The organism is Streptomyces sp. NPDC060205 (assembly GCF_042728395.1).
GTDB lineage: Bacteria > Actinomycetota > Actinomycetes > Streptomycetales > Streptomycetaceae > Streptomyces.
The window spans coordinates 1-18,943 of sequence record NZ_JBHWZP010000041.1 but is presented as its reverse complement, the minus strand read 5'-3'; the positions used below and the strand labels follow the sequence as shown (position 1 = coordinate 18,943).

Annotated in this window: 19 protein-coding genes; 13 read left to right on the top strand and 6 right to left on the bottom strand. The window is 68.8% G+C overall.

Going from position 1 to position 18,943, the window contains the following annotated elements; genetic code table 11:
• The 5 genes from ACFWGJ_RS10310 to ACFWGJ_RS10290 all read left to right on the top strand — a co-directional run bounded on the left by ACFWGJ_RS10310 (position 1) and on the right by ACFWGJ_RS10290 (position 6,686).
• A complete protein-coding gene (locus ACFWGJ_RS10310; protein ID WP_387322380.1) occupies positions 1–1,611 on the top strand; it encodes a glycosyltransferase family 2 protein in 1,611 nt (536 codons plus the stop codon).
• Positions 1,611–2,636, top strand: a complete 1,026-nt coding sequence (locus ACFWGJ_RS10305; protein ID WP_387322379.1) for a glycoside hydrolase family 26 protein — start codon at positions 1,611–1,613, stop codon at positions 2,634–2,636. Before ACFWGJ_RS10310 ends, ACFWGJ_RS10305 begins: the two co-directional genes overlap by 1 nt.
• Entirely contained in the window at positions 2,636–4,516 is a 1,881-nt protein-coding gene (locus ACFWGJ_RS10300) for an ArnT family glycosyltransferase (RefSeq protein WP_387322378.1), read from the top strand. Before ACFWGJ_RS10305 ends, ACFWGJ_RS10300 begins: the two co-directional genes overlap by 1 nt.
• A 108-nt stretch (positions 4,517–4,624) precedes the next feature.
• Positions 4,625–5,929 (top strand): UDP-glucose dehydrogenase family protein, encoded by a 1,305-nt coding sequence (locus tag ACFWGJ_RS10295; RefSeq protein ID WP_387322376.1) that lies wholly within the window; start codon positions 4,625–4,627, stop codon positions 5,927–5,929.
• Between the two features lie 4 nt (positions 5,930–5,933).
• Positions 5,934–6,686 (top strand): polyprenol monophosphomannose synthase, encoded by a 753-nt coding sequence (locus ACFWGJ_RS10290; protein ID WP_381834434.1) that lies wholly within the window; start codon positions 5,934–5,936, stop codon positions 6,684–6,686.
• 124 nt (positions 6,687–6,810) lie between these two features.
• On the opposite strand, the gene ACFWGJ_RS10285 is transcribed toward ACFWGJ_RS10290, so the two are convergent.
• The gene (locus ACFWGJ_RS10285; RefSeq protein ID WP_387322375.1) at positions 6,811–7,680 is read right to left on the bottom strand and encodes a hypothetical protein; all 870 of its coding nucleotides are present in this window, start codon (positions 7,678–7,680) and stop codon (positions 6,811–6,813) included.
• A 379-nt stretch (positions 7,681–8,059) separates the two neighbouring features.
• Between ACFWGJ_RS10285 and rplM the strand changes: the two genes are divergently transcribed.
• From rplM to glmM, 3 genes are all read left to right on the top strand, one after another.
• Positions 8,060–8,503, top strand: a complete 444-nt coding sequence (gene rplM / locus ACFWGJ_RS10280) for a 50S ribosomal protein L13 (protein WP_381833791.1) — start codon at positions 8,060–8,062, stop codon at positions 8,501–8,503.
• Positions 8,504–8,548: 45 nt separating this feature from the next.
• Positions 8,549–9,073 (top strand): 30S ribosomal protein S9, encoded by a 525-nt coding sequence (gene rpsI / locus ACFWGJ_RS10275; protein WP_107022214.1) that lies wholly within the window; start codon positions 8,549–8,551, stop codon positions 9,071–9,073.
• 386 nt (positions 9,074–9,459) lie between these two features.
• Positions 9,460–10,818, top strand: a complete 1,359-nt coding sequence (gene glmM, locus ACFWGJ_RS10270) for a phosphoglucosamine mutase (protein WP_387322373.1) — start codon at positions 9,460–9,462, stop codon at positions 10,816–10,818.
• A 163-nt stretch (positions 10,819–10,981) separates the two neighbouring features.
• Here the strand turns inward: glmM and ACFWGJ_RS10265 are convergent, their stop codons facing one another.
• Together ACFWGJ_RS10265 and coaA are read right to left on the bottom strand one after the other, a co-directional pair.
• Entirely contained in the window at positions 10,982–11,905 is a 924-nt protein-coding gene (locus tag ACFWGJ_RS10265; RefSeq protein WP_387322372.1) for a DUF389 domain-containing protein, read from the bottom strand.
• A gap of 84 nt (positions 11,906–11,989) precedes the next feature.
• Positions 11,990–12,979 (bottom strand): type I pantothenate kinase, encoded by a 990-nt coding sequence (coaA, locus tag ACFWGJ_RS10260; RefSeq protein ID WP_387322371.1) that lies wholly within the window; start codon positions 12,977–12,979, stop codon positions 11,990–11,992.
• Positions 12,980–13,144: 165 nt separating this feature from the next.
• Between coaA and ACFWGJ_RS10255 the strand changes: the two genes are divergently transcribed.
• Positions 13,145–13,396, top strand: a complete 252-nt coding sequence (locus tag ACFWGJ_RS10255) for a hypothetical protein (RefSeq protein WP_387322369.1) — start codon at positions 13,145–13,147, stop codon at positions 13,394–13,396.
• Between the two features lie 127 nt (positions 13,397–13,523).
• On the top strand, positions 13,524–15,371 hold the full coding sequence (gene glmS / locus ACFWGJ_RS10250; protein WP_387322368.1) for a glutamine--fructose-6-phosphate transaminase (isomerizing): 1,848 nt from the start codon (positions 13,524–13,526) through the stop codon (positions 15,369–15,371).
• Here the strand turns inward: glmS and ACFWGJ_RS10245 are convergent.
• The 3 genes from ACFWGJ_RS10245 to ACFWGJ_RS10235 are packed head-to-tail and all read right to left on the bottom strand — an operon-like array spanning position 15,332 to position 16,595.
• Complete coding sequence (locus tag ACFWGJ_RS10245) at positions 15,332–15,553, bottom strand: DUF397 domain-containing protein (protein WP_387322367.1); 222 nt, start codon at positions 15,551–15,553, stop codon at positions 15,332–15,334. The genes glmS and ACFWGJ_RS10245 overlap by 40 nt on opposite strands.
• Complete coding sequence (locus ACFWGJ_RS10240; protein WP_387322365.1) at positions 15,550–15,735, bottom strand: DUF397 domain-containing protein; 186 nt, start codon at positions 15,733–15,735, stop codon at positions 15,550–15,552. Before ACFWGJ_RS10240 ends, ACFWGJ_RS10245 begins: the two co-directional genes overlap by 4 nt.
• 8 nt (positions 15,736–15,743) lie before the next feature.
• The gene (locus tag ACFWGJ_RS10235; RefSeq protein ID WP_387322363.1) at positions 15,744–16,595 is read right to left on the bottom strand and encodes a helix-turn-helix domain-containing protein; all 852 of its coding nucleotides are present in this window, start codon (positions 16,593–16,595) and stop codon (positions 15,744–15,746) included.
• A gap of 234 nt (positions 16,596–16,829) precedes the next feature.
• On the opposite strand from ACFWGJ_RS10235, the gene ACFWGJ_RS10230 reads away from it, so the two are divergent.
• The 3 genes from ACFWGJ_RS10230 (at position 16,830) to ACFWGJ_RS10220 (ending at position 18,691) form a co-directional block, all read left to right on the top strand.
• The gene (locus tag ACFWGJ_RS10230) at positions 16,830–17,252 is read left to right on the top strand and encodes an ATP-binding protein (protein WP_381832493.1); all 423 of its coding nucleotides are present in this window, start codon (positions 16,830–16,832) and stop codon (positions 17,250–17,252) included.
• Positions 17,253–17,332: 80 nt separating this feature from the next.
• A complete protein-coding gene (locus tag ACFWGJ_RS10225; RefSeq protein WP_387322362.1) occupies positions 17,333–18,286 on the top strand; it encodes a hypothetical protein in 954 nt (317 codons plus the stop codon).
• 33 nt (positions 18,287–18,319) lie between these two features.
• A complete protein-coding gene (locus tag ACFWGJ_RS10220) occupies positions 18,320–18,691 on the top strand; it encodes a holo-ACP synthase (protein ID WP_381832499.1) in 372 nt (123 codons plus the stop codon).
• Positions 18,692–18,943: the final 252 nt, after the last annotated feature.

Here is an 18,943-nt window from a genome sequence, read left to right as displayed (position 1 = left end):
ATGACATCAGTAGGTCCTGTGCGGACCGGGGGGCGGCGCAGCACGCGCCAGACCGGGAAACGGAGGGCTGGGCGCGGCGGCCAGGCATCGCTCGGGCTGCTGCCTCTGCCGCCGACGGAGAGGGAGAAGTACTCCTACGCCAGACGGCACCTGTGGATCCTGACGATCAGCTCGCTGATCAGCTTCTGCTGTCTGATCATGAGCCAGTTCAAGCTCGCGCAGTCCACTCCCGTGCTGTGGATCTACACACCGCTCCTCGTCTTCACGGTGATCTACTACCTGATCTCGCTGCGGGTGAACGGATTCACCCGGGACTTCGACATCAAGCACCACCGGTCGCTGGTGGCGAACTGGCGGCCCGAGACGTATCCGTCGGTGGACGTCTTCCTGCCGGTGTGCGGCGAGCCCATCGAGGTCCTGCACAACACCTGGACCCATGTACGGGCGATGGCCGACCGCTATCCCGGCGTCTGCGTGCCCTTCGTGCTCGACGACGGCGCGAGTGCCGACCTTGAGGCGATGGCCCACGACTTCGGTTTCCGCTACGGGACCCGGGAGAACCGCGGCTGGTTCAAGAAGGCCGGCAACATGCACTTCGGCTTCGAGCAGTCGGACGGGGAGTTCATCCTCATCCTCGACGCCGACTTCACCCCGCGTGCGGACCTCCTCGAAGAGATGCTGCCGTACATGGACGAGAACCCGAAGACCGGGATCGTCCAGTCGCCGCAGTACTTCCGTGTCCTGGACTCGCAGAACTGGATCGAGCGCGGCGCCGGCGCGGTGCAGGAGCTGTTCTACCGCTCCGTGCAGGTCTCCCGGCAGGGCAGCGACGGCGCGATCTGCGTCGGCTCGTGCGCCATCTACCGGCGGGCGGCCCTGAACGACAACGGCGGTACGACGCTGATCGAGCACTCCGAGGACGTCCACACGGGCTTCGACCTGCGCGGCCTCGGCTGGGACCTGCGGTACATCCCCGTCGCCGTGTCCACGGGGGTCTGCCCGGACAGCGCGGGCGCCTTCTTCAACCAGCAGTACCGCTGGTGCTCGGGGTCGATGAGCCTGCTGGGCAGCAGGAAGTTCTGGCAGCGGAAGATCAAGTTCTCCAGTCGGCTCTGCTACATGTCGGGCTTCTTCTACTACATCCACACGGCGCTGTTCACGTTCGCGGCGCCCGTGATCCCCGTCGTGCTGCTGCTGATGATGCCGGAGAAGCTGAAGGTCGAGCATCTGCTCCTGGTGCTGCCGAGCATCCTCTACACCACGATCATCTTCCCGATGTGGCACAAGGCCCCCTACCGCCTGGAGGCGTGGGCGGCCCGCATGATGTACGGCTGGGCGCACTTCTTCGCGATCTGGGACATCCTGCGCAAGAACCGCATGGGCTGGCAGCCCACCGGTTCCGCCGGCGCGAAGAAGAACAAGACCCGCCGCTTCTGGATCGGCATGTGGGTCTGGGGCGGCGGAACCGCCCTGATCTGGGTGGGCGCCGCGGTGTGGCGGCTGTTCACGATGAACGCCCCCGACTTCGCCCTCATCCTTTCCACCGGACTCTTCTACGCCCTCGTCGTGGGCCGGGTCCTGGTGCAGCCCCGATCGGAGAGCGCCGTCTGATGTTCCTGACACGTGTACGTACCACCGCGGCCGGCTGTGCGCTGGCCCTGTCCGCGCTGTTCACGCTGAGCGGCTGCTCCCTGCTGGACGACTCCGGCACGACGGCGTCGTCCGAGGGCGGCGGCTCGCAGGGCGCGGGCGAGGACGCCCGAGGCACGGACGCCGACATCCCCTACGACGTGACGCCTCTGCTCAAGCCCGAGAAGAAGTACTTCGGCGCGGCCGTCGACGGGGCGCCGAACTCGATGAAGGGCGTCGACGCCTACACGGCGATGACCGGCAAGCAGCCGAACCTCATCGAGTACTACGCGGCCTGGGGCGACGGCTTCGACGCCCGGGGCGTGCGCAACGCCTGGGCCGAGGGCGCGCTGACCCTGGTCTCCTGGGAGCCGTTCGACGTCACGCTCGCCGACATCGCGGCCGGTGAGAAGGACGCGTACCTCAAGAAGTACGCGGCCTCGGTGCGCAAGCTGAACCTGCCCGTCGTGATCTCCTTCGCCGACGAGATGAACGGCCACTGGGAGAAGTGGGGCACCAAGAACGTCACGCCCAAGCAGTACGTGGCCGCGTGGAAGCACATCCACGACACGTTCACGGACGCCGGCGCCTCCAACGTCATCTGGGCCTGGTCGCCCAACATCGTCAACCCGGTCAAGAGCGTCGAGCTGGAGCCGTACTACCCGGGCGACGGCTATGTCGACTGGGTGGGCGTGATCGGCTACTTCACGCTCGAAGAGGACAACGCCTACAAGAGCGTCTTCGGGCCGACCCTGGACGAGATCCGGACCTTCACGAAGAAGCCGACGCTGATCCTGGAGACGGCCGCCGAGCCGGGCGAGCGCCGCCGGGCCGACGTCCGGAACCTGTTCGCCGGGGTCGAGGCGGACGACGACATGCTCGGGTTCGTGTGGTTCGACCACAAGAAGCGCGCCGACTGGCGTCTGAAGGTCAGCCCGCTGGCCCTCAAGGAGTTCAAGCGACTGGCCGCCGCCGACGTGTTCGGCTTCGACGTTCGGAAGCCGTGATGAATCGCAGCCAGAATCCTCGTCCGCCGCAGCCGCAGGGCCCGTACGGCGAGCAGCAGTACGACGGCCGGCGGTACGGGGACCAGCGGTACGGGGACCAGTTCGGGGAGCAGTACGGCGATCCGTACACCGATCCCTACGGGGAGAGCGACTCGGCCTCCTGGTTCAACTCCAACGGCAGCAGGCAGCCCGCGCAGGGCTACGGGTACGGCACGCAGGCCGCGTACCCGCAGGAGCAGGAGCAGCAGCGGTACGCGCCGGGGATTCCCGAGCAGCGGCAGCGCGAGGACCAGCCGACGTACGCGCTGCACACCGTCGAGGAGACGCCCGCCGAGCCCTCGTACCGCATCCCCGTCACGCCCGAGGCGGGCTGGGACATGGCGGCGAGCCGGCGGCGGGCCTGGGTCAGCCGGGCCGTGCTGCTGTGCATCCTGCTGATCCAGACGGTGCTGTCGCTGCGGCTGTCCAACACGGCGTTCCAGGACGAGGCGCTGTATCTGGCGGCCGGGCACGCGGAACTGGACCACCTGCTCAACGGCACCCCGCTGCCCATCGACTACGCCGCGTACTTCTCGGGGTCGCCGCAGCTCTACCCGGTGCTCGCGGCTCTGGTCGACGGCCAGTTCGGACTCACCGGCGCGCGCGTGCTCAGCCTGGTTTTCATGCTCTTCACCACCGGGCTGCTGTACTCGTTCTCGCGGCGGATGTTCAACGAGCGGGCCGCGCTCGCCGCCGCCGCGCTGTTCTCAGTCGTCCAGTCGACTGTCGTCATGGGCTTCTTCGCGACCTACGACGCGGCGGCGGTGTTCCTGCTGGCCCTCGCCGTCTGGATCGTCGTCCGCACGAACCGGGCGCCGGCCTACGCGGTGCTGCTCGCCGCGCCCGTCGCGGTCCTCGCGGTCGGGGTGAAGTACGCGGCGGCGCTCTATCTGCCGACCCTCGTCGTGCTCGCGCTGCTCACCGCCTGGCCGTACCGCGGGGCGAAGTCGGCCGTGCTGCGCATGCTGCTGCTCGGGCTCGGCATGGGCGCGCTGGCCGGGATCGGGATGTACACCACCGATCTGCTCGCGGGCATCCAGCAGACCACCACCAACCGCGCGCACGGCACCGACAGCGCGCAGTTCCTGCTGCAGCGCTCGGCCGAGTGGGGCGGGCTGATGTTCCTGACGGCGGTCGGCGGCGCGATCTCGTACGTCCGGCGCAGCCGGATGAACGAATCCCCGCTGGCGCAGCGGCTCGGCAACCCCGGCTGGCGCTGGCGCGCCCTGATGGGGCTGCTCCTGTGCGGCACGGCCGTGCTGGCGTCGGCGTACCAGATCCATCTGGGCACCGTCGTCTCGCTGTTCAAGCACGTCGGCTTCGGCCTGCTCTTCGCCGCCCCGATGGCCGGCGTGGGCGTGACGCGGCTCGTCGGCGCGCACTTCCGCTACCCGCAGCTCGGCATCATGCTGTGGACGGCCGTGCTGTGCCTGGGCATCTCGCAGGCGGACTGGCGCTTCGGCGTCTGGCCGGACTCCTCGAAGATGATCCGCACCATCCAGTCGCACGTGGACTCCAAGGGGCACTACCTCAGCTCCACGCCCGAGGTGCCCGTCTACTACCTGCGCGAGAAGACCGACCACAGTCAGTGGCAGGGCGTCTTCGGCATGGACTACAAGGGCAAGAAGGGTAAGTACTACACCGGCGACGAGGCCTATCGCGCGGCGCTGCGCGACGGCGAGTTCGACCTGATCGTCCTCGACGGGATCACCAACCCGCGGATCGACGACGTCGTCGCCGGGGCCGTCAGGGGCAACCCGCACTACCGGCTGCTCGCCGACGTGCCGTGGCGCAACTCCAGCGGCACGGGGACCTACCGCATCTGGATCAAGACGTCCTGAAGGACGTCATGTCCTGATCGCCGTCACGTCCGGAACACGGCCGTTTTCCGTGTCCCGCTTTTCCGCGCTGGGTCCACCAGCTGAATCTTCCGTACGAAAGGCAGTGCCATGCGGCTCACTGTCATCGGCACCGGCTATCTCGGTGCCACCCACGCCGCCTGTATGGCGGAGCTCGGGCACGAGGTGCTCGGGGTCGACGTCGACCCGGACAAGGTCGCCGCGCTGCAGGCGGGGCGGGTGCCGTTCCACGAACCCGTGCTGCCGGAGCTGCTCGCCCGGCACACCGCGAGCGGGCGCCTGCGCTTCACCACGTCCTACGAGGAGGCCGCGGCCTTCGGCGAGGTGCACTTCCTCTGCGTGGGCACCCCGCAGCGCAAGGACTCCGAGGGCGCCGACCTGCGGTACGTGGACTCGGCGTTCGCGTCGCTGGCCCGGTACGCGGGCGAGGGCGCGCTCCTGGTCGGCAAGTCGACCGTGCCCGTGGGCACGGCCCGGCGCCTCGCGGACACCCACACCGGTGTGGAGATCGCCTGGAACCCGGAGTTCCTGCGGGAGGGCTTCGCCGTCGAGGACACCCTGCGGCCCGACCGGCTGGTCCTCGGCATCGGATCCGACCGTGCCGAAACGTTGCTGCGCGCGGTGTACGCGCCTGTCATCGACGCGGGAACCCCCGTGGTCACCGCCGACTTCCCGACCGCCGAACTGGTCAAGACGGCCGCCAACGCGTTCCTCGCCACCAAGATCTCGTTCATCAACGCCATGGCGGAGGTGTGCGAGGCCACCGGCGGCGACGTCTCCGTACTCGCGGAGGCGATCGGCCACGACGACCGCATCGGCAAGAAGTTCCTGCGGGCCGGCGTCGGCTTCGGCGGCGGCTGTCTGCCCAAGGACATCCGGGCCTTCGCCCACCGCGCCGACGAGCTGGGGGTGTCCCTGGCGTTCCTGCGCGAGGTCGACGCCATCAACATGCGGCGCCGCGACCGGGTCGTCGAGCTGGCCCGCGAACTGTGCGGGGGCGCGGTTCTCGGCGCGCGGATCGCCGTGCTCGGCGCGGCCTTCAAACCGGACTCCGACGACATCCGCGACTCGCCCGCGCTGAACGTGTCCGCGCGCCTGCGCCTCGACGGCGCCGATGTCACGGTCTACGACCCGGAGGCGATGGACAACGCCCGCAAGGCGTTTCCGCTGCTCGGGTACGCGCTGTCGGCCGAGGAGGCGCTGCGCGGAGCCGATCTCGTGCTGCACCTGACCGAATGGCCGCAGTTCCGCGAGCTCGCTCCCGAGCGTGCCCGCGCCTTGGTCTCCCGTCCACGGATCGTGGACGGCAGGGGGACGCTCGACGGGGCCACCTGGGCCGCGGCGGGCTGGGAGTTCCGGGCGCTGGGCAGACCCGCGCCCGGTGGGGAGGGGTAAGGACATGACGTACGAGACATTCGACGACGTGGACGTCACGATCGTGATGCCCACGTACAACGAGGCCGCCAATCTGCCGAGAATGGCCGAGGCGGTGCTCCAACTGCCCCTGAACGGGCTGCACCTGAAGGTGGTGGACGACTCCAGCCCGGACGGCACGGGCCGGATCGCCGAGGAGCTGGCCGAGAAGTACAACGCGGACGGGCGGCGCCGGATGAGCGTGCTGCACCGCACCGAGAAGGACGGGCTCGGGCGCGCGTACGTGGCGGGCATGAGCGCGGCGGTCGACGAGGGCGCGCAGTACGTCGTGCAGATGGACGCCGACGGCAGTCATCCCGTGGAGGCCGTGCCGCGCATGCTGGGCACCGCCGTGGCCTCGGGGGTCGGGCTGGTCATCGGGAGCCGGTACGTCGAGGGGGGCTCGCTCGACGAGGACTGGGGGGCGCATCGCGTGCTGTTGTCGCGGTTCGCGAACCGGTACGCGCGGACTGTGCTCGGGACGAAGATCCGGGACATCACCGCGGGGTTCAATCTGTGGTCCGCGCGGGCGTTGAACGATGTGGATCTGCACTCGCTGGACAGCGCGGGGTACAGCTTTCAGGTCGAGCTGAAGTACAAGGCCGTTCGGGCCGGGCACAGTGCGGTGGAGATTCCCATTCGGTTCGAGGAGCGGACCGAAGGGGTTTCGAAGATGACTCTTCGTACGCAGCTTGAGTCGGCGTTGGTGCCGGTCAGGTTGCGACTCAAGCGGGACTGACCTCCGGTCGGGGGGGGCCGGGGGTGGGTCGTTGGCTGCGGGCCGGTGGGGGCTGGTCGCGCCGTTCCCCGCGCCCCTCGGGGGGCTGCGCCCCCCTGAAAGATTGCGCCGTTCCCCGCGCCCCTTATCCGTTGGCCGCTGCCGATGCCTGGGCCTCGCCTCTGCGGCGGATTTGGCGGAAGGTGAATTCGGCCAGGTCGTCGCCCGTGGTGAAGACCTTGGCGTCCTTCTCCGTGACGTCCTTGCCGTTGGTGAAGCCGGCGACCGTGAAGTAGGCGTAGCGGCCGTACGAGTTCGTCGTCGAGCGGCAGATGGCCGAGCGGCAGAAGACGGGGACGCCCTCACCGGTCAGGGACTGGACGACGCTCTGCTTGTCGGCGTCGGTCTTCGCCCTGAGCGCCTTGGCCTCGTTGTCGAAGACGGCCACCCCGACGGTGACGGCCACCCCGTCCTTCGCGTACGTGACGCGCATGAGGCGGGTGCAGTCGTTCTTCGTGAGGACCGGGCCGAGCGTGCCCTGGGCGGCCGAGGCGCAGTTCTTCGTGGACGCCAGCGCGCCCTTCTTGTAGACCGTCTCGCCCATCGTCAGCTGGGTGCCCGGGAAGAGGGTGTCCGGCGCGAGCGGCGCGGTGTCCTTCTTCACATCGGATATGAAGTCCTTCGGGTCCAGCGGCGGCGGCGCGGAGGTCGCCTCGAAGGACGGGCCGGTCCCTGCGGTGTCCGACGGGATGTCCGCGGAGGCGGGCAGCTCGGAGGCGGGTTTGTTCGACGCCTGGTCCTTGCCGTCCGCCGAGACCACGGCCACCGCGACGGCCGCGCCCACGGCGATGGTGGCCAGGGCGCCGCCGCCGACCAGCAGCCACCTGCGGCGCCGGTTGCGCGTCTCGGACGCCTCCGCCAGTGCCGCCCAGTCGGGAGACTGACTGCTCCACTGCGGCGGCTGAGAACCCGATCCCCCGGAACCCCACTGGGGTCCCCCCTGCCCAAAGCTCATGGGCCGCATCTTAGACGGGACAAGGGGACAAGGGATCCGCTGGTCCTCTCCCGCAGCACTCGAAGCGCCGATGTGTCAAGCCCGAATGAGAGCAAAATGAGAGCAAGGGGGCATCTCAGAGGGCTCGGGTACGCTCGAACCCGGTGCGCGCCTGCCCTCCGGCACGCGTTTTGACCCGTACGGGCCACCGAAGGTATTCTTGCGGTTCGTTATGTGTATTGGCTTGCTCATTCTCACGTGAGGGGCCCTTACACCGGTCCACCGGGCCGATGACCAGCGGCAGGACTCGGTTGCGTCCCGATGTCCGCCAGGGCTGTCGTACATCGTCCGTGGTGGCCCATTGTCAGGACCCACTCACTGAAGAAGCGAAGGCATGACCGTGCGTACGTTCAGCCCCAAGCCCGGCGACATCACTCGCCAGTGGTACGTCATCGACGCCCAGGATGTCGTCCTGGGTCGTCTGGCCACCACTGCCGCGAACATTCTGCGGGGCAAGCACAAGCCGATTTACGCCCCCCACGTCGACGCTGGTGACTTCGTCATCATCATCAACGCCGACAAGGTGCACCTCTCCGGCAACAAGAAGACCCAGAAGCTGGCGTACCGCCACTCCGGTTACCCGGGTGGTCTGCGCTCCGTCCGTTACGACGAGCTGCTGGCGAAGAACCCCGAGAAGGCCGTCGAGAAGGCCATCAAGGGCATGATCCCCAAGAACTCCCTGGGCCGTCAGGTGCTCTCGAAGCTGAAGGTCTACTCGGGCGACCAGCACCCGCACGCTGCACAGCAGCCGGTGCCGTTCGAGATCACCCAGGTCGCGCAGTAGTTCCGGCCACCACCCCCTAAGACTGAACAGAATCTGAGGAGAATCGTGGCCGAGACCACCGTTGAGCAGCCGGTCGAAGAGACCGAGGCTGTCGACATCGAGAGCTACACCACCGAGTCCGAGGCCCCCGTCGTCGAGGGCGAGTACACCTCGGAGTCGCTCGCGGGCCGCTTCGGCGACCCGCAGCCGGCCGCCGGCCTGGGCCGTCGCAAGAACGCGATCGCCCGCGTCCGGATCGTCCCGGGCACCGGCAAGTGGAAGGTCAACGGGCGCACGCTTGAGGACTACTTCCCGAACAAGGTGCACCAGCAGGAAGTCAACGAGCCCTTCAAGGTGCTCGAACTCGACGGCCGCTACGACGTGGTCGCCCGTATCTCGGGCGGCGGCGTCTCCGGTCAGGCCGGTGCCCTGCGCCTCGGCGTGGCCCGCGCGCTGAACGAGGCCGACGTGGACAACAACCGCGGCGCCCTCAAGAAGGCCGGTTACCTCAAGCGTGACGACCGTGCGGTCGAGCGCAAGAAGGCCGGTCTCAAGAAGGCCCGTAAGGCCCCGCAGTACAGCAAGCGCTAAATCCCAGCGATTTTCGCTCGCTTTCTGCACGAATCGCCCCGACGGCACGTTCTGTGTCGCCGGGGCGTTCGTTTATCGCGATCTGTGGCACAACCTGTGGCACCGCTTGTGGGTCAGAGGCTGTGGGGTACTCGGTGCGGTACGCGTCGCGTGCCGTGATCGGGTGTCGCAGCCGCGTGCCGCGGCCTTTCGGCCACAGCCTTGGAACAGGCGTGGGAGATATACAGGCCCGGGGGATATACCTGACGTGTGCCGGGCCGGGACGGGACCTCCGGCCGAGCCGCACATGGTGGCGTACGTGGCGTACGTGCAGCACGTTGTGTTGCACGCCGTGTCGCACATTCTGATCAAGACTGATCGAGCCTGAGCAAGTTCGGAGGACACCAGTGGGACGACTCTTCGGGACGGACGGCGTACGTGGTGTCGCCAACGCGGATCTGACGGCAGAGCTCACGCTCGGCCTCTCCGTGGCGGCGGCGCACGTACTGGCCGAAGCGGGAACCTTCGAAGGCCACCGGCCGACGGCGGTGGTCGGACGGGACCCGCGAGCGTCCGGGGAGTTCCTGGAAGCCGCGGTGGTCGCGGGCCTCGCCAGCGCCGGCGTGGACGTGCTGCTCGTCGGCGTCCTGCCGACCCCCGCCGTGGCGTACCTCACGGGCGCCCTCGGCGCCGACCTCGGTGTGATGCTCTCCGCGAGCCACAACGCCATGCCCGACAACGGCGTCAAGTTCTTCGCCCGCGGCGGCCACAAGCTCGCCGACGAGCTGGAGGACCGGATCGAGTCCGTCTACGAGGAGCACCGCACCGGCGCCCCCTGGGACCGGCCGACCGGCTCCGGCGTCGGACGCGTCCGCTCGTACGAGGAGGGCTTCGAGAAGTACGTCACCCACCTCCTCGCCGCCGTCCCGAACCGGCTGGACGGTCTGAAGATCGTCCTCGACGAGGCGCACGGCGCTGCCGCGCGGGTCTCGCCCGAGGTCTTCACGCGCGCGGGCGCCGAGATCGTCACGATCGGCGCCGAGCCCGACGGCCTCAACATCAACGACGGCTGCGGCTCCACCCACCTCGGGCTGCTGAAGGCCGCCGTCATCGAGCACGGCGCCGATCTCGGCATCGCGCACGACGGTGACGCCGACCGGTGCCTCGCCGTGGACCACACCGGCGCGGAGGTCGACGGGGACCAGATCCTGGCCGTGCTCGCGCTCGCGATGCGGGAGCGGTCGGAGCTGCGGTCCGACACCGTTGTCGCCACGGTCATGTCGAACCTCGGGTTCAAGCTGGCCATGGAGCGTGAAGGCGTGTCCCTCGTACAGACCGGGGTCGGTGACCGGTACGTGCTGGAGGAGATGAAGAACCACAACTACGCGCTCGGCGGCGAGCAGTCCGGGCACGTGATCATCCTGGATCACGCGACGACCGGTGACGGGACGCTGACCGGGCTGCTGCTGGCGGCCAGGGTCGCGCAGACCGGGCGTACGTTGCGGGAGCTGGCGTCCGTGATGGAGCGGCTGCCGCAGGTGCTGATCAATGTGCCCGATGTCGATCGGTCGCGGGTGTCGACGTCCGCGGAGCTTGCCGCGGCGGTGGGGGAGGCCGAGCGGGAGCTCGGGGCGACCGGGCGGGTGCTGTTGCGGCCTTCCGGGACCGAGCCGCTTGTGCGGGTCATGGTGGAGGCCGCTGATATCGATCAGGCTCGGTCTGTGGCGGGGCGGCTTGCTGATGCGGTGAAGTCCGCGCTCGGGTGAACCGGGGTTCTTTTTTGGGCCCGGTCCCGGGGTGGGGGCTTGGGGGGTGTTGCGGGGTGCGGGTGCGTTGTGGCTGGTCGCGCCGTTCCCCGCGCCCCTGAAGGGGCTGCGCCCCTCCGAAGGCAAAAGACTGCGCCGTTCCCCGCGCCCCTTTCTGGAGCCCTTAGCGTCTCTGTCTTGACCAGAGCCATTTTTGGGTCAGGAGGGTCAGGGTGCCTGCCAGGATGATGCCTGCCAGGTTCAGGAGGAGTTGGTTCGTGGAGCCGGCTGTCTGGGACGTGTCTCCGTAGCTGAGGGCGACCGCCGCGTTGGCGGCGGCCGGGACCGTGGTGACGGAGATGGCCACGCCCACCAGGAGGCCCGACTTGGCCGAGGTCAGGGAGAGCGTGCCGGCGATGCCCGCGAGGACCGCCACGACGAACGAGAACGCGTCGGGGGCGTAGACGAAGGCCGTGTTGGGCCGGTCGCCCTCCAGCATCTCCTCGGTGAACAGGCCCAGCCCGTCCATCAGCAGGCTGAACAGCACGGTCACGGCCATCGCCACCGCGAAGCCCACGAGCAGGGCGGTCAGCGAGCGCAGCGCCAGGCGCGGCCGGCGCCGGACCACGGCCGTGCTGAATCCCGCCAGCGGGCCGAACTCCGGGCCCACCGCCATCGCGCCCACGATCAGGATCGCGTTGTCGAGAACCACACCGCAGGCCGCGATCATCGTGGCGAGCGTGATGAACGCCAGGTAGGTGACCGAGAGCGTCGACTCCTCGTGCGTCGCGTCCGTCAGCTGCTCCCACAGGACCGCGTCGACGCCCTCGCCGGGTGCGTCGGCCTCCGCCTGGTCCGCGCGCTTCGACAGCGACAGGTCGATGTCCTCGACGGCGATCGAACCGTCCGTGTCGATCTCCAGCTCGCGCAGCCCGCCGATCAGTTCGTCGCCCGCCTCGCGTGCCACGTCGACGAGCACGAGGTCACCGGCGGGGTTGCGGGCGGCACCCGGCACGACCGCCAGATGGGTCGTGCCGACGGTCTTCTCGATCAGGCGGATCACCGCCTCGGTCCGGTCGGGCGGGGTGATCAGGCGCAGGTGCAGCATGGGGGCAGGGTAGCCGTGCCGGTGACGGCGACCGGTGGCGGTGGCAGTGACGGGGCGACCGGGTAAGGGGGGACGGGGTGACGGTCAGAGCTTGCGCAGGCTGAGCTTCTGGACCTTGTGGTCCTGGCCCTTGCGGACGACGAGGGTGGCGCGGCCCCGGGTGGGGGCCACGTTCTCCAGGAGATTGACCTTGTTGACGGTCCGCCAGGTCGTACGGGCGTAGTCGAGGGCCTCCTCCTCGGAGACCTGCGTGTACTTGCGGAAGTACGAGGACGGGTTCTGGAACGCCGTCTCGCGCAGCCGGCGGAAGCGGTTGAGGTACCAGCTCTCGATGTCCTCGGCGCGCGCGTCCACGTACACGCTGAAGTCGAAGTAGTCGGCGAGGCCGACGCGGGTGCGGCCATCCTTGCCGGGGAGGGCGGGCTGCAGGACGTTCAGGCCCTCGACGATCAGGATGTCCGGGCGGCGGACGGTGAGGCGCTCGTCCGGGACGATGTCGTAGATGAGGTGGGAGTAGACCGGGGCCGTCACCTCGTCCTTGCCCGCCTTGATGTCGGCGACGAACCGGGTCAGCGCCCGGCGGTCGTACGACTCCGGGAACCCCTTCCTGGACATCAGACCGCGCGCCTGCAGTTCCTTCGTGGGGAGCAGGAAACCGTCCGTGGTGACCCGCTCGACCCGTGGATGCTCCGGCCAGCGGGACAGCAGGGCCTGGAGGAGGCGGGCGACGGTGGACTTGCCGACGGCGACCGAACCCGCCACGCCTATCACGAACGGCGTACCGGACTGCGAGCCCTTCTCGCCCAGGAAGGTGTTCAGGGCGCCGCGCAGGCCGTCGGTCGCGCCCACGTAGAGATTGAGGAGCCGGGACAGCGGCAGATAGATGTCCCGTACCTCGTCGAGGTCGATGACATCGCCGAGACCGCGCAGTCTCTCCACCTCCTCGGCGGTCAGCGGAAGAGGTGTCTTCTCACGCAGCGCGCTCCACTGGGCACGGGTGAGGTCGACGTAGGGAGTCGCCTCCGGCCTGGGCCGGTGGGCGCTCCGCGGCAACGAGGAGACCGATGAGATCACAGTCCATTGTTACGGGAGTTTGAACGAACCGTCGGGTGGAGTCCGTCACGCCGTGCCTGTGTTCGAGCGCGTCCGAACCCTGGACCGGTGGGGCGCATGGGCATAGCGTGCCGCCCACCCGGGAGCGAGCCGCCTTCCGGGACGCCGGTGGTGGGGATGGTCGGCATGACCGTACGTTTCCGAGTGCGTGGCCTGGCGGGTCCAAGAGCCGGCCGCCGAGGCGGGCCGGCTCCGGCCGACGTGGCGGGCCAGGTGTGCAGTGAACTGGCGCTCGATCTGCCGGACGAGGACCTGGGGGAGTACCTCTACGACTGCATCGACCTCTACCGGATGGGCAGCAAACCGCGCTGCGAGGAGGTCGAGTACCTCGGGATGGTGCAGGACGCGATCGACCGGATCGAGCGCGGGGAGCAGTAGCCGGCGAACGCCTTGGCCCGCGCCCCGGCCCGCGCCCCGGCCCGCGCCCCGGCCCGTGGCCCGGCAATTTCCGATATCGGGCACGCGGTGCCTCGGCCGGGCGCCGGTCGGCACCTAGGCTGCCGTCATGTGCGGAATCGTGGGATACGTGGGGTCGCAGTCGGCGCTCGATGTCGTGGTCGCCGGACTGAAGCGGCTGGAGTACCGGGGGTACGACTCGGCGGGCATCGCGGTGCTCGCGGACGGCGGGATGGCGGCGGCGAAGAAGGCCGGCAAGCTCGCCAACCTGGAGAAAGAGCTGGTCGAGCGGCCGTTGCCGGCCGGTTCGACCGGGATCGGACACACGCGCTGGGCCACGCACGGCGGCCCGACGGACGCGAACGCGCACCCGCATCTCGACAACGCGGGGCGGGTCGCGGTCGTCCACAACGGCATCATCGAGAACTTCGCGGAGCTGCGGGCCGAACTGGCCGAGCGGGGACACGCGCTCTCCTCCGAGACGGACACCGAGGTCGTCGCGCACCTCCTCGCCGAGGAGTTCTCCGCGTGCGCCGACCTCGCCGAGTCCATGCGGCTGGTGTGCCGGCGCCTCGAAGGCGCCTTCACGCTGGTGGCCGCGCACGCCGACGAGCCGGACGTGGTCGTGGGCGCCCGGCGCAACTCGCCGCTCGTCGTGGGCGTCGGGGAGGGTGAGGCCTTCCTCGCCTCGGACGTCGCCGCGTTCATCGCGCACACCCGGTCCGCGATCGAACTGGGGCAGGACCAGGTCGTCGAACTGCGGCGTGACGGCGTGCACGTCACCGGGTTCGACGGCTCGCCGGCCGAGACCCGCTCGTACCACGTCGACTGGGACGTGTCCGCCGCCGAGAAGGGCGGCTACGACTACTTCATGCTCAAGGAGATCGCCGAACAGCCGAAGGCGGTCGCCGACACGCTGCTCGGCCGCATCGACGCGAGCGGATCGCTGACGCTCGACGAGGTGCGGATCGCGCCCGGGACGCTGCGGGAGGTCGACAAGGTCGTGGTGGTGGCCTGCGGGACCGCCTTCCACGCCGGGCTCATCGCCAAGTACGCCATCGAGCACTGGACGCGGATCCCGTGCGAGGTGGAGCTGGCGAGCGAGTTCCGGTACCGGGACCCGATCCTGGACGCGCAGACGCTGGTCATCGCGATCTCCCAGTCCGGGGAGACCATGGACACGCTGATGGCGCTGCGGCACGCGCGGGAGCAGGGCGCGAAGGTCCTGGCCGTCTGCAACACGAACGGTTCGACGATCCCGCGCGAGTCGGACGCGGTGTTGTACACGCACGCCGGACCCGAGGTGGCGGTCGCCTCCACGAAGGCGTTCCTCACCCAGCTCGTGGCCTGCTACCTGGTCGCCCTGTACCTGGGCCAGGTGCGCGGCACGAAGTGGGGCGACGAGATCCGGGCCGTCGTACGCGACCTGTCCCGGATCTCCGAGGAGGTCGAGCAGGTCCTGGAGACGATGGAGCCGGTACGGGAGCTGGCGCGCTCCCTGGCCGCGAAGAACACCGTGCTGTTCCTGGGCCGGCACGTGGGCTACCCGGTCGCCCTGGAGGGCGCGCTCAAGCTCAAGGAACTCGCCTACATGCACGCCGAGGGCTTCGCGGCGGGCGAGCTGAAGCACGGGCCGATCGCCCTGATCGAGGACGACCTGCCGGTGGTCGTGGTGGTGCCGTCGCCGAAGGGGCGCTCGGTGTTGCACGACAAGATCGTCTCCAACATCCAGGAGATCCGGGCCCGGGGTGCGCGGACGATCGTGATCGCGGAGGAGGGGGACGAGACGGTGGTCCCGTACGCGGACCACCTGATCCGGATCCCCGCGACACCGGTGCTGTTGCAGCCGCTGGTCGCGACGGTGCCGCTCCAGGTCTTCGCCTGCGAACTGGCGACCGCCCGCGGCAACGAGGTGGATCAGCCGCGCAACTTGGCGAAGTCGGTGACGGTGGAGTAGCGCTGCGCGAGGGCGTCGACGAAGGGGGTGTAGGCCTCGGCCGTGAAGGTGAGGGTTCCCCTGGCCGGGGCTTTTGAGTCTCGGACGCCTATGTGGGCGGGGGTGGTGGCGACCTCCACGCACTCGTTGCCGTCGCCCTCGCCCGAGTAGGAGGACTTCCGCCAGGCGCCGGGGGCGGTCATGTGTTTTTCAGGGCGTCGACGAAGGCGGTGAAGGCCTGCGTGGGAAAGGTCAGGGTGCCGTCGTCAGGGGTCTTCGAGTCGCGTACGGAGATGTGGGCGGGGCAGTTCGCAACTTCCACGCAGTCGTTGCCGTCGTCGCCGTCGGAGTAGGACGACTTGCGCCAGTTGAGGGGGGTGGTCACCGGGTGCCTCACAGTTCGTTGGCCAGTTCGTGAATGAAGTCGCGCGATCGGTCCGGGGCGAGTGCGACTTCCTCAATCTTACGGAAGCGCGTTCGAAAGACGCCGAGCATGGCTTCGGAATCGATGAAGACCGAGCCGTGGGGCACGTCGCGCACCACGGTGTCGAGCTTGGGAACGCGGCCACCGACGTACGTCATGGTGCTTCCGGCCCTGGCGAAGCCTTCCAGGGTGAAAGGGAGGACGCGGACCGTGATGTGATCGGCTTCTGAGAGATCGAGGAGCCGCGAGAGTTGGGCCCTTGTGGTGGCCCGGTCGTCGACCATGATGCGCAGCGCAGCCTCGTGGATCACCAGTTCGTACGAGACGGGGCTGGGGCCCTCGATGATCACCCGGCGGGCCATGCGATGGCGGACGCGCAGCTCCCGCTCGTCCTCGGTGAGTTCGGGGATCCGGTTGGAGAAAATCGCGCGGGCGTAGTTCTCGGTCTGAAGTGGTCCCGGGACGAACAGGACGGCCACGTCGCGTCGGCATCGGGCATGGTGATCCAGCTCGGACAGGTCCAGGAACGACGTGGGCAGTAGGCCCCGGTACTCCTCCCACCAGCCCTGTGTCCGGTCCGTGGCCATGGCGACCAGGGCGTCGATGAACTCCGTGTCCGTGCACGCGTAGTGGGACGCGAGGCGGCGGAGTCGTTTCTCGCTCACCCCGGAAGTGCCCAGCTCGATCTGGCTGATCTGGACGGAGTTCACGCCGAGCAGTGCTCCTGCCTCGCGGGCGCTGAGTCCTGCTGCCTCACGGAGTCTGCGCAGTTCGACCGCCAAGCGCATCTGTCGTGCTGTTGGTTCGCGTCGTGCACTCATGGCTGCTCCTCGGCGCAAGGCGCCTGCTGCTGTGACTCGTTCGGGGTCAGATTACGTGGTCCAGTTGCAAAAGCTTAAATCTAAGGCCTACCTTCAGTCACGCGACGCACACTCTGCGCCACTCCGGGGCTCCGGAAGTGCACCACTCCGTCCTGCCGGGACGGCTGCGGCATGCCCACCGCCCGTGATCGGCCGCAGATCTCCGAAACCCCACCATTGAGCCGGAGTTGACGCATGCCTGGAATCGAGACCGACGTGCCGTGGGAGTACTCCCTCTACATCCCCAACGACCTCAGAGCGGTCACGGTCAGCCGCCGTACCCTTCGGCTGATCCTCACCATGCACGGCCTGATCCGGCACGTCGACGTGGCCGAACTCCTCGCCGCCGAGCTGGTGAGCAACGCCGTACGCCACACCAAGGGCCCCGCCGCCCTCCGCGTCCGCTGGGCGGCCGGCGTACTCCGGATCGGTGCCTGGGACGCGGACCCCGGCCCGCCGGAACCGCCGTGCCCGACGGGCGACTTGCTGGACCTCTCGGAAGAGGGCCGCGGGCTGGCCCTGGTCAAGTCCTGCGCCGACACCTGGGGCTGGCACCCCCTGACGGCCAACGGCAACGGCGGCAAGTACGTGTGGTGCGAGCTGGCCTCTACGGCGTGAACGTTTCATCGCAGCTCGAATGAGTGAACGCAGCTCAATTGTCTGGATCTTCAGCCTTTTACTCCATCAAGGTTGGACACATGGTCACATCAGCTCACGAGGGCATGCACCGGATCTTCCAGGAGCGGCCCGAGATCCTGGCACCCGTGTTCGGGGTGCTGGGTGTCCCGTTCGCCCCGAAGGCGACCGTGGACGCTGTCACCACGGACGTGACGGAGGCCCGGCCACTGGAACGCCGCGTGGACACCGTCCTGCGTATCGGGCCCTCCGACGGCGAGGACTTCCTGCTCGCCATCGAGTCGCAGTCGGGCAAGAACAAGGAGAAGGCGGCGAGTTGGGCGTACTACGTCGCGTACCTGCAGTCGAAGTTCGGTCTGCCCGTGCTGCTCGTGGTGGTCTGCCAGGACAGGGCCACGGCCAAGTGGGCGGTCGGCCCCTTCGACTGCGGCACGCGTGGCTGGACCGCTCAGCGGACGTATCCGCTGGTCGCCGGGCCGGACAACTTGCCGGTGATCACTGATGCGAGGACCGCGTCGAAGAACCTCGCGCTGGCAGTGTTCTCAGCCGTGGCACACGCCCGCGGCCCGCAGGGCGGCGCCATACTGAAGGCGATCGCCCGCGCCGTTCAGGAACTTCACCAAACGGACCCCGTAACCGCCGGGTACTTCGCCGAGTTCCTGGACATCACCCTGGGGAACTCCCCAGCCGGAGATCAATGGAGGAAAGACATGACGTTCGTCAGCTACTTCCCGGGCCGGGGGACCGTCCGTGAGACGGCGTACTTGGAGGGCAAGGCGGAGGGCAAGGCGGAAGGCAAGGCCGCAGGCATCGCGGAGGGTGAGGCCAAGAGCATTCTGTCCGTGCTTGAGGTTCGCGGCATTCCCGTACCGGACAGCGTGCGTGAGCGCATCACCAGCTGCATCGATCTCGACCAAATGGACGCTTGGCTGCAGCGTTCCCTTACGGCCGAGCGGGTCGCGGATCTGTTCTCCGAGGACCTGGAGGTCCCGTCGAGCACTCCAGAACAGGGCTGACGGAAGTAGCCGACCTGGCCATAGGGTGCCCTGATGAGCATCATCGGGGTCGGTATTGATGTGGCCGAGATCGAGCGGTTCGCTACGTCGTTGGAGCGGACGCCGGGGATGGCCGAGCGGCTGTTTCTGGAGAGCGAGCTGCTGCTGGGCAGTGGGGAGCGGCGAGGGATTGCCTCTCTTGCCGCTCGCTTCGCCGCGAAGGAGGCGCTGGCCAAGGCGTTGGGGGCGCCCGGGGGGCTGCGGTGGACCGATGCGGAGGTCTTTGTCGAGGAGAGTGGGCAGCCTCGGCTTCGGGTTTCGGGGACCGTTGCTGCGCGGGCGGCGGAGTTGGGGGTGCGGTCCTGGCACGTATCGCTCAGCCATGATGCGGGGGTGGCGTCCGCGGTGGTGATCGCGGAGGGGTAGCCGCTCCGCGGGGGTGGTGTTCGTCTGCGGGTGCGTCGTGGCTGGCCGCGCAGTTCCCCGCGCCCCTTCAGGGGCGCTGCCCCTATCTGGGCGGAAGACAAAGGATTGCGCCGTTCCCCGCGCCCCTGAGGGGTGGGGGTGGCTGTCGCGTTCGGAGTGCGGGCCGGTGGGGGCTGGTCGCGCAGTTCCCCGCGCCCCTGGGTGGGTGGGGGCGGGGGTTTCGTCCTCGGGTTCGGGGGCGCGACGGGACAT

What these genes read in the sequence shown, in the direction of transcription:
- ACFWGJ_RS10225 (WP_387322362.1), top strand. Translation starts at nt 17,333, where the DNA reads ATGGTCACATCAGCTCACGAGGGCATGCACCGGATCTTCCAGGAGCGG.
- ACFWGJ_RS10245 (WP_387322367.1), bottom strand. Translation starts at nt 15,553, where the DNA reads ATGACCGCCCCCGGCGCCTGGCGGAAGTCCTCCTACTCGGGCGAGGGC.
- glmS (WP_387322368.1), top strand. Translation starts at nt 13,524, where the DNA reads ATGTGCGGAATCGTGGGATACGTGGGGTCGCAGTCGGCGCTCGATGTC.
- ACFWGJ_RS10300 (WP_387322378.1), top strand. Translation starts at nt 2,636, where the DNA reads ATGAATCGCAGCCAGAATCCTCGTCCGCCGCAGCCGCAGGGCCCGTAC.
- ACFWGJ_RS10230 (WP_381832493.1), top strand. Translation starts at nt 16,830, where the DNA reads ATGCCTGGAATCGAGACCGACGTGCCGTGGGAGTACTCCCTCTACATC.
- ACFWGJ_RS10235 (WP_387322363.1), bottom strand. Translation starts at nt 16,595, where the DNA reads ATGAGTGCACGACGCGAACCAACAGCACGACAGATGCGCTTGGCGGTC.
- ACFWGJ_RS10295 (WP_387322376.1), top strand. Translation starts at nt 4,625, where the DNA reads ATGCGGCTCACTGTCATCGGCACCGGCTATCTCGGTGCCACCCACGCC.
- ACFWGJ_RS10265 (WP_387322372.1), bottom strand. Translation starts at nt 11,905, where the DNA reads ATGCTGCACCTGCGCCTGATCACCCCGCCCGACCGGACCGAGGCGGTG.
- ACFWGJ_RS10220 (WP_381832499.1), top strand. Translation starts at nt 18,320, where the DNA reads ATGAGCATCATCGGGGTCGGTATTGATGTGGCCGAGATCGAGCGGTTC.
- ACFWGJ_RS10310 (WP_387322380.1), top strand. Translation starts at nt 1, where the DNA reads ATGACATCAGTAGGTCCTGTGCGGACCGGGGGGCGGCGCAGCACGCGC.
- ACFWGJ_RS10285 (WP_387322375.1), bottom strand. Translation starts at nt 7,680, where the DNA reads ATGAGCTTTGGGCAGGGGGGACCCCAGTGGGGTTCCGGGGGATCGGGT.
- ACFWGJ_RS10305 (WP_387322379.1), top strand. Translation starts at nt 1,611, where the DNA reads ATGTTCCTGACACGTGTACGTACCACCGCGGCCGGCTGTGCGCTGGCC.
- ACFWGJ_RS10255 (WP_387322369.1), top strand. Translation starts at nt 13,145, where the DNA reads ATGACCGTACGTTTCCGAGTGCGTGGCCTGGCGGGTCCAAGAGCCGGC.
- ACFWGJ_RS10290 (WP_381834434.1), top strand. Translation starts at nt 5,934, where the DNA reads ATGACGTACGAGACATTCGACGACGTGGACGTCACGATCGTGATGCCC.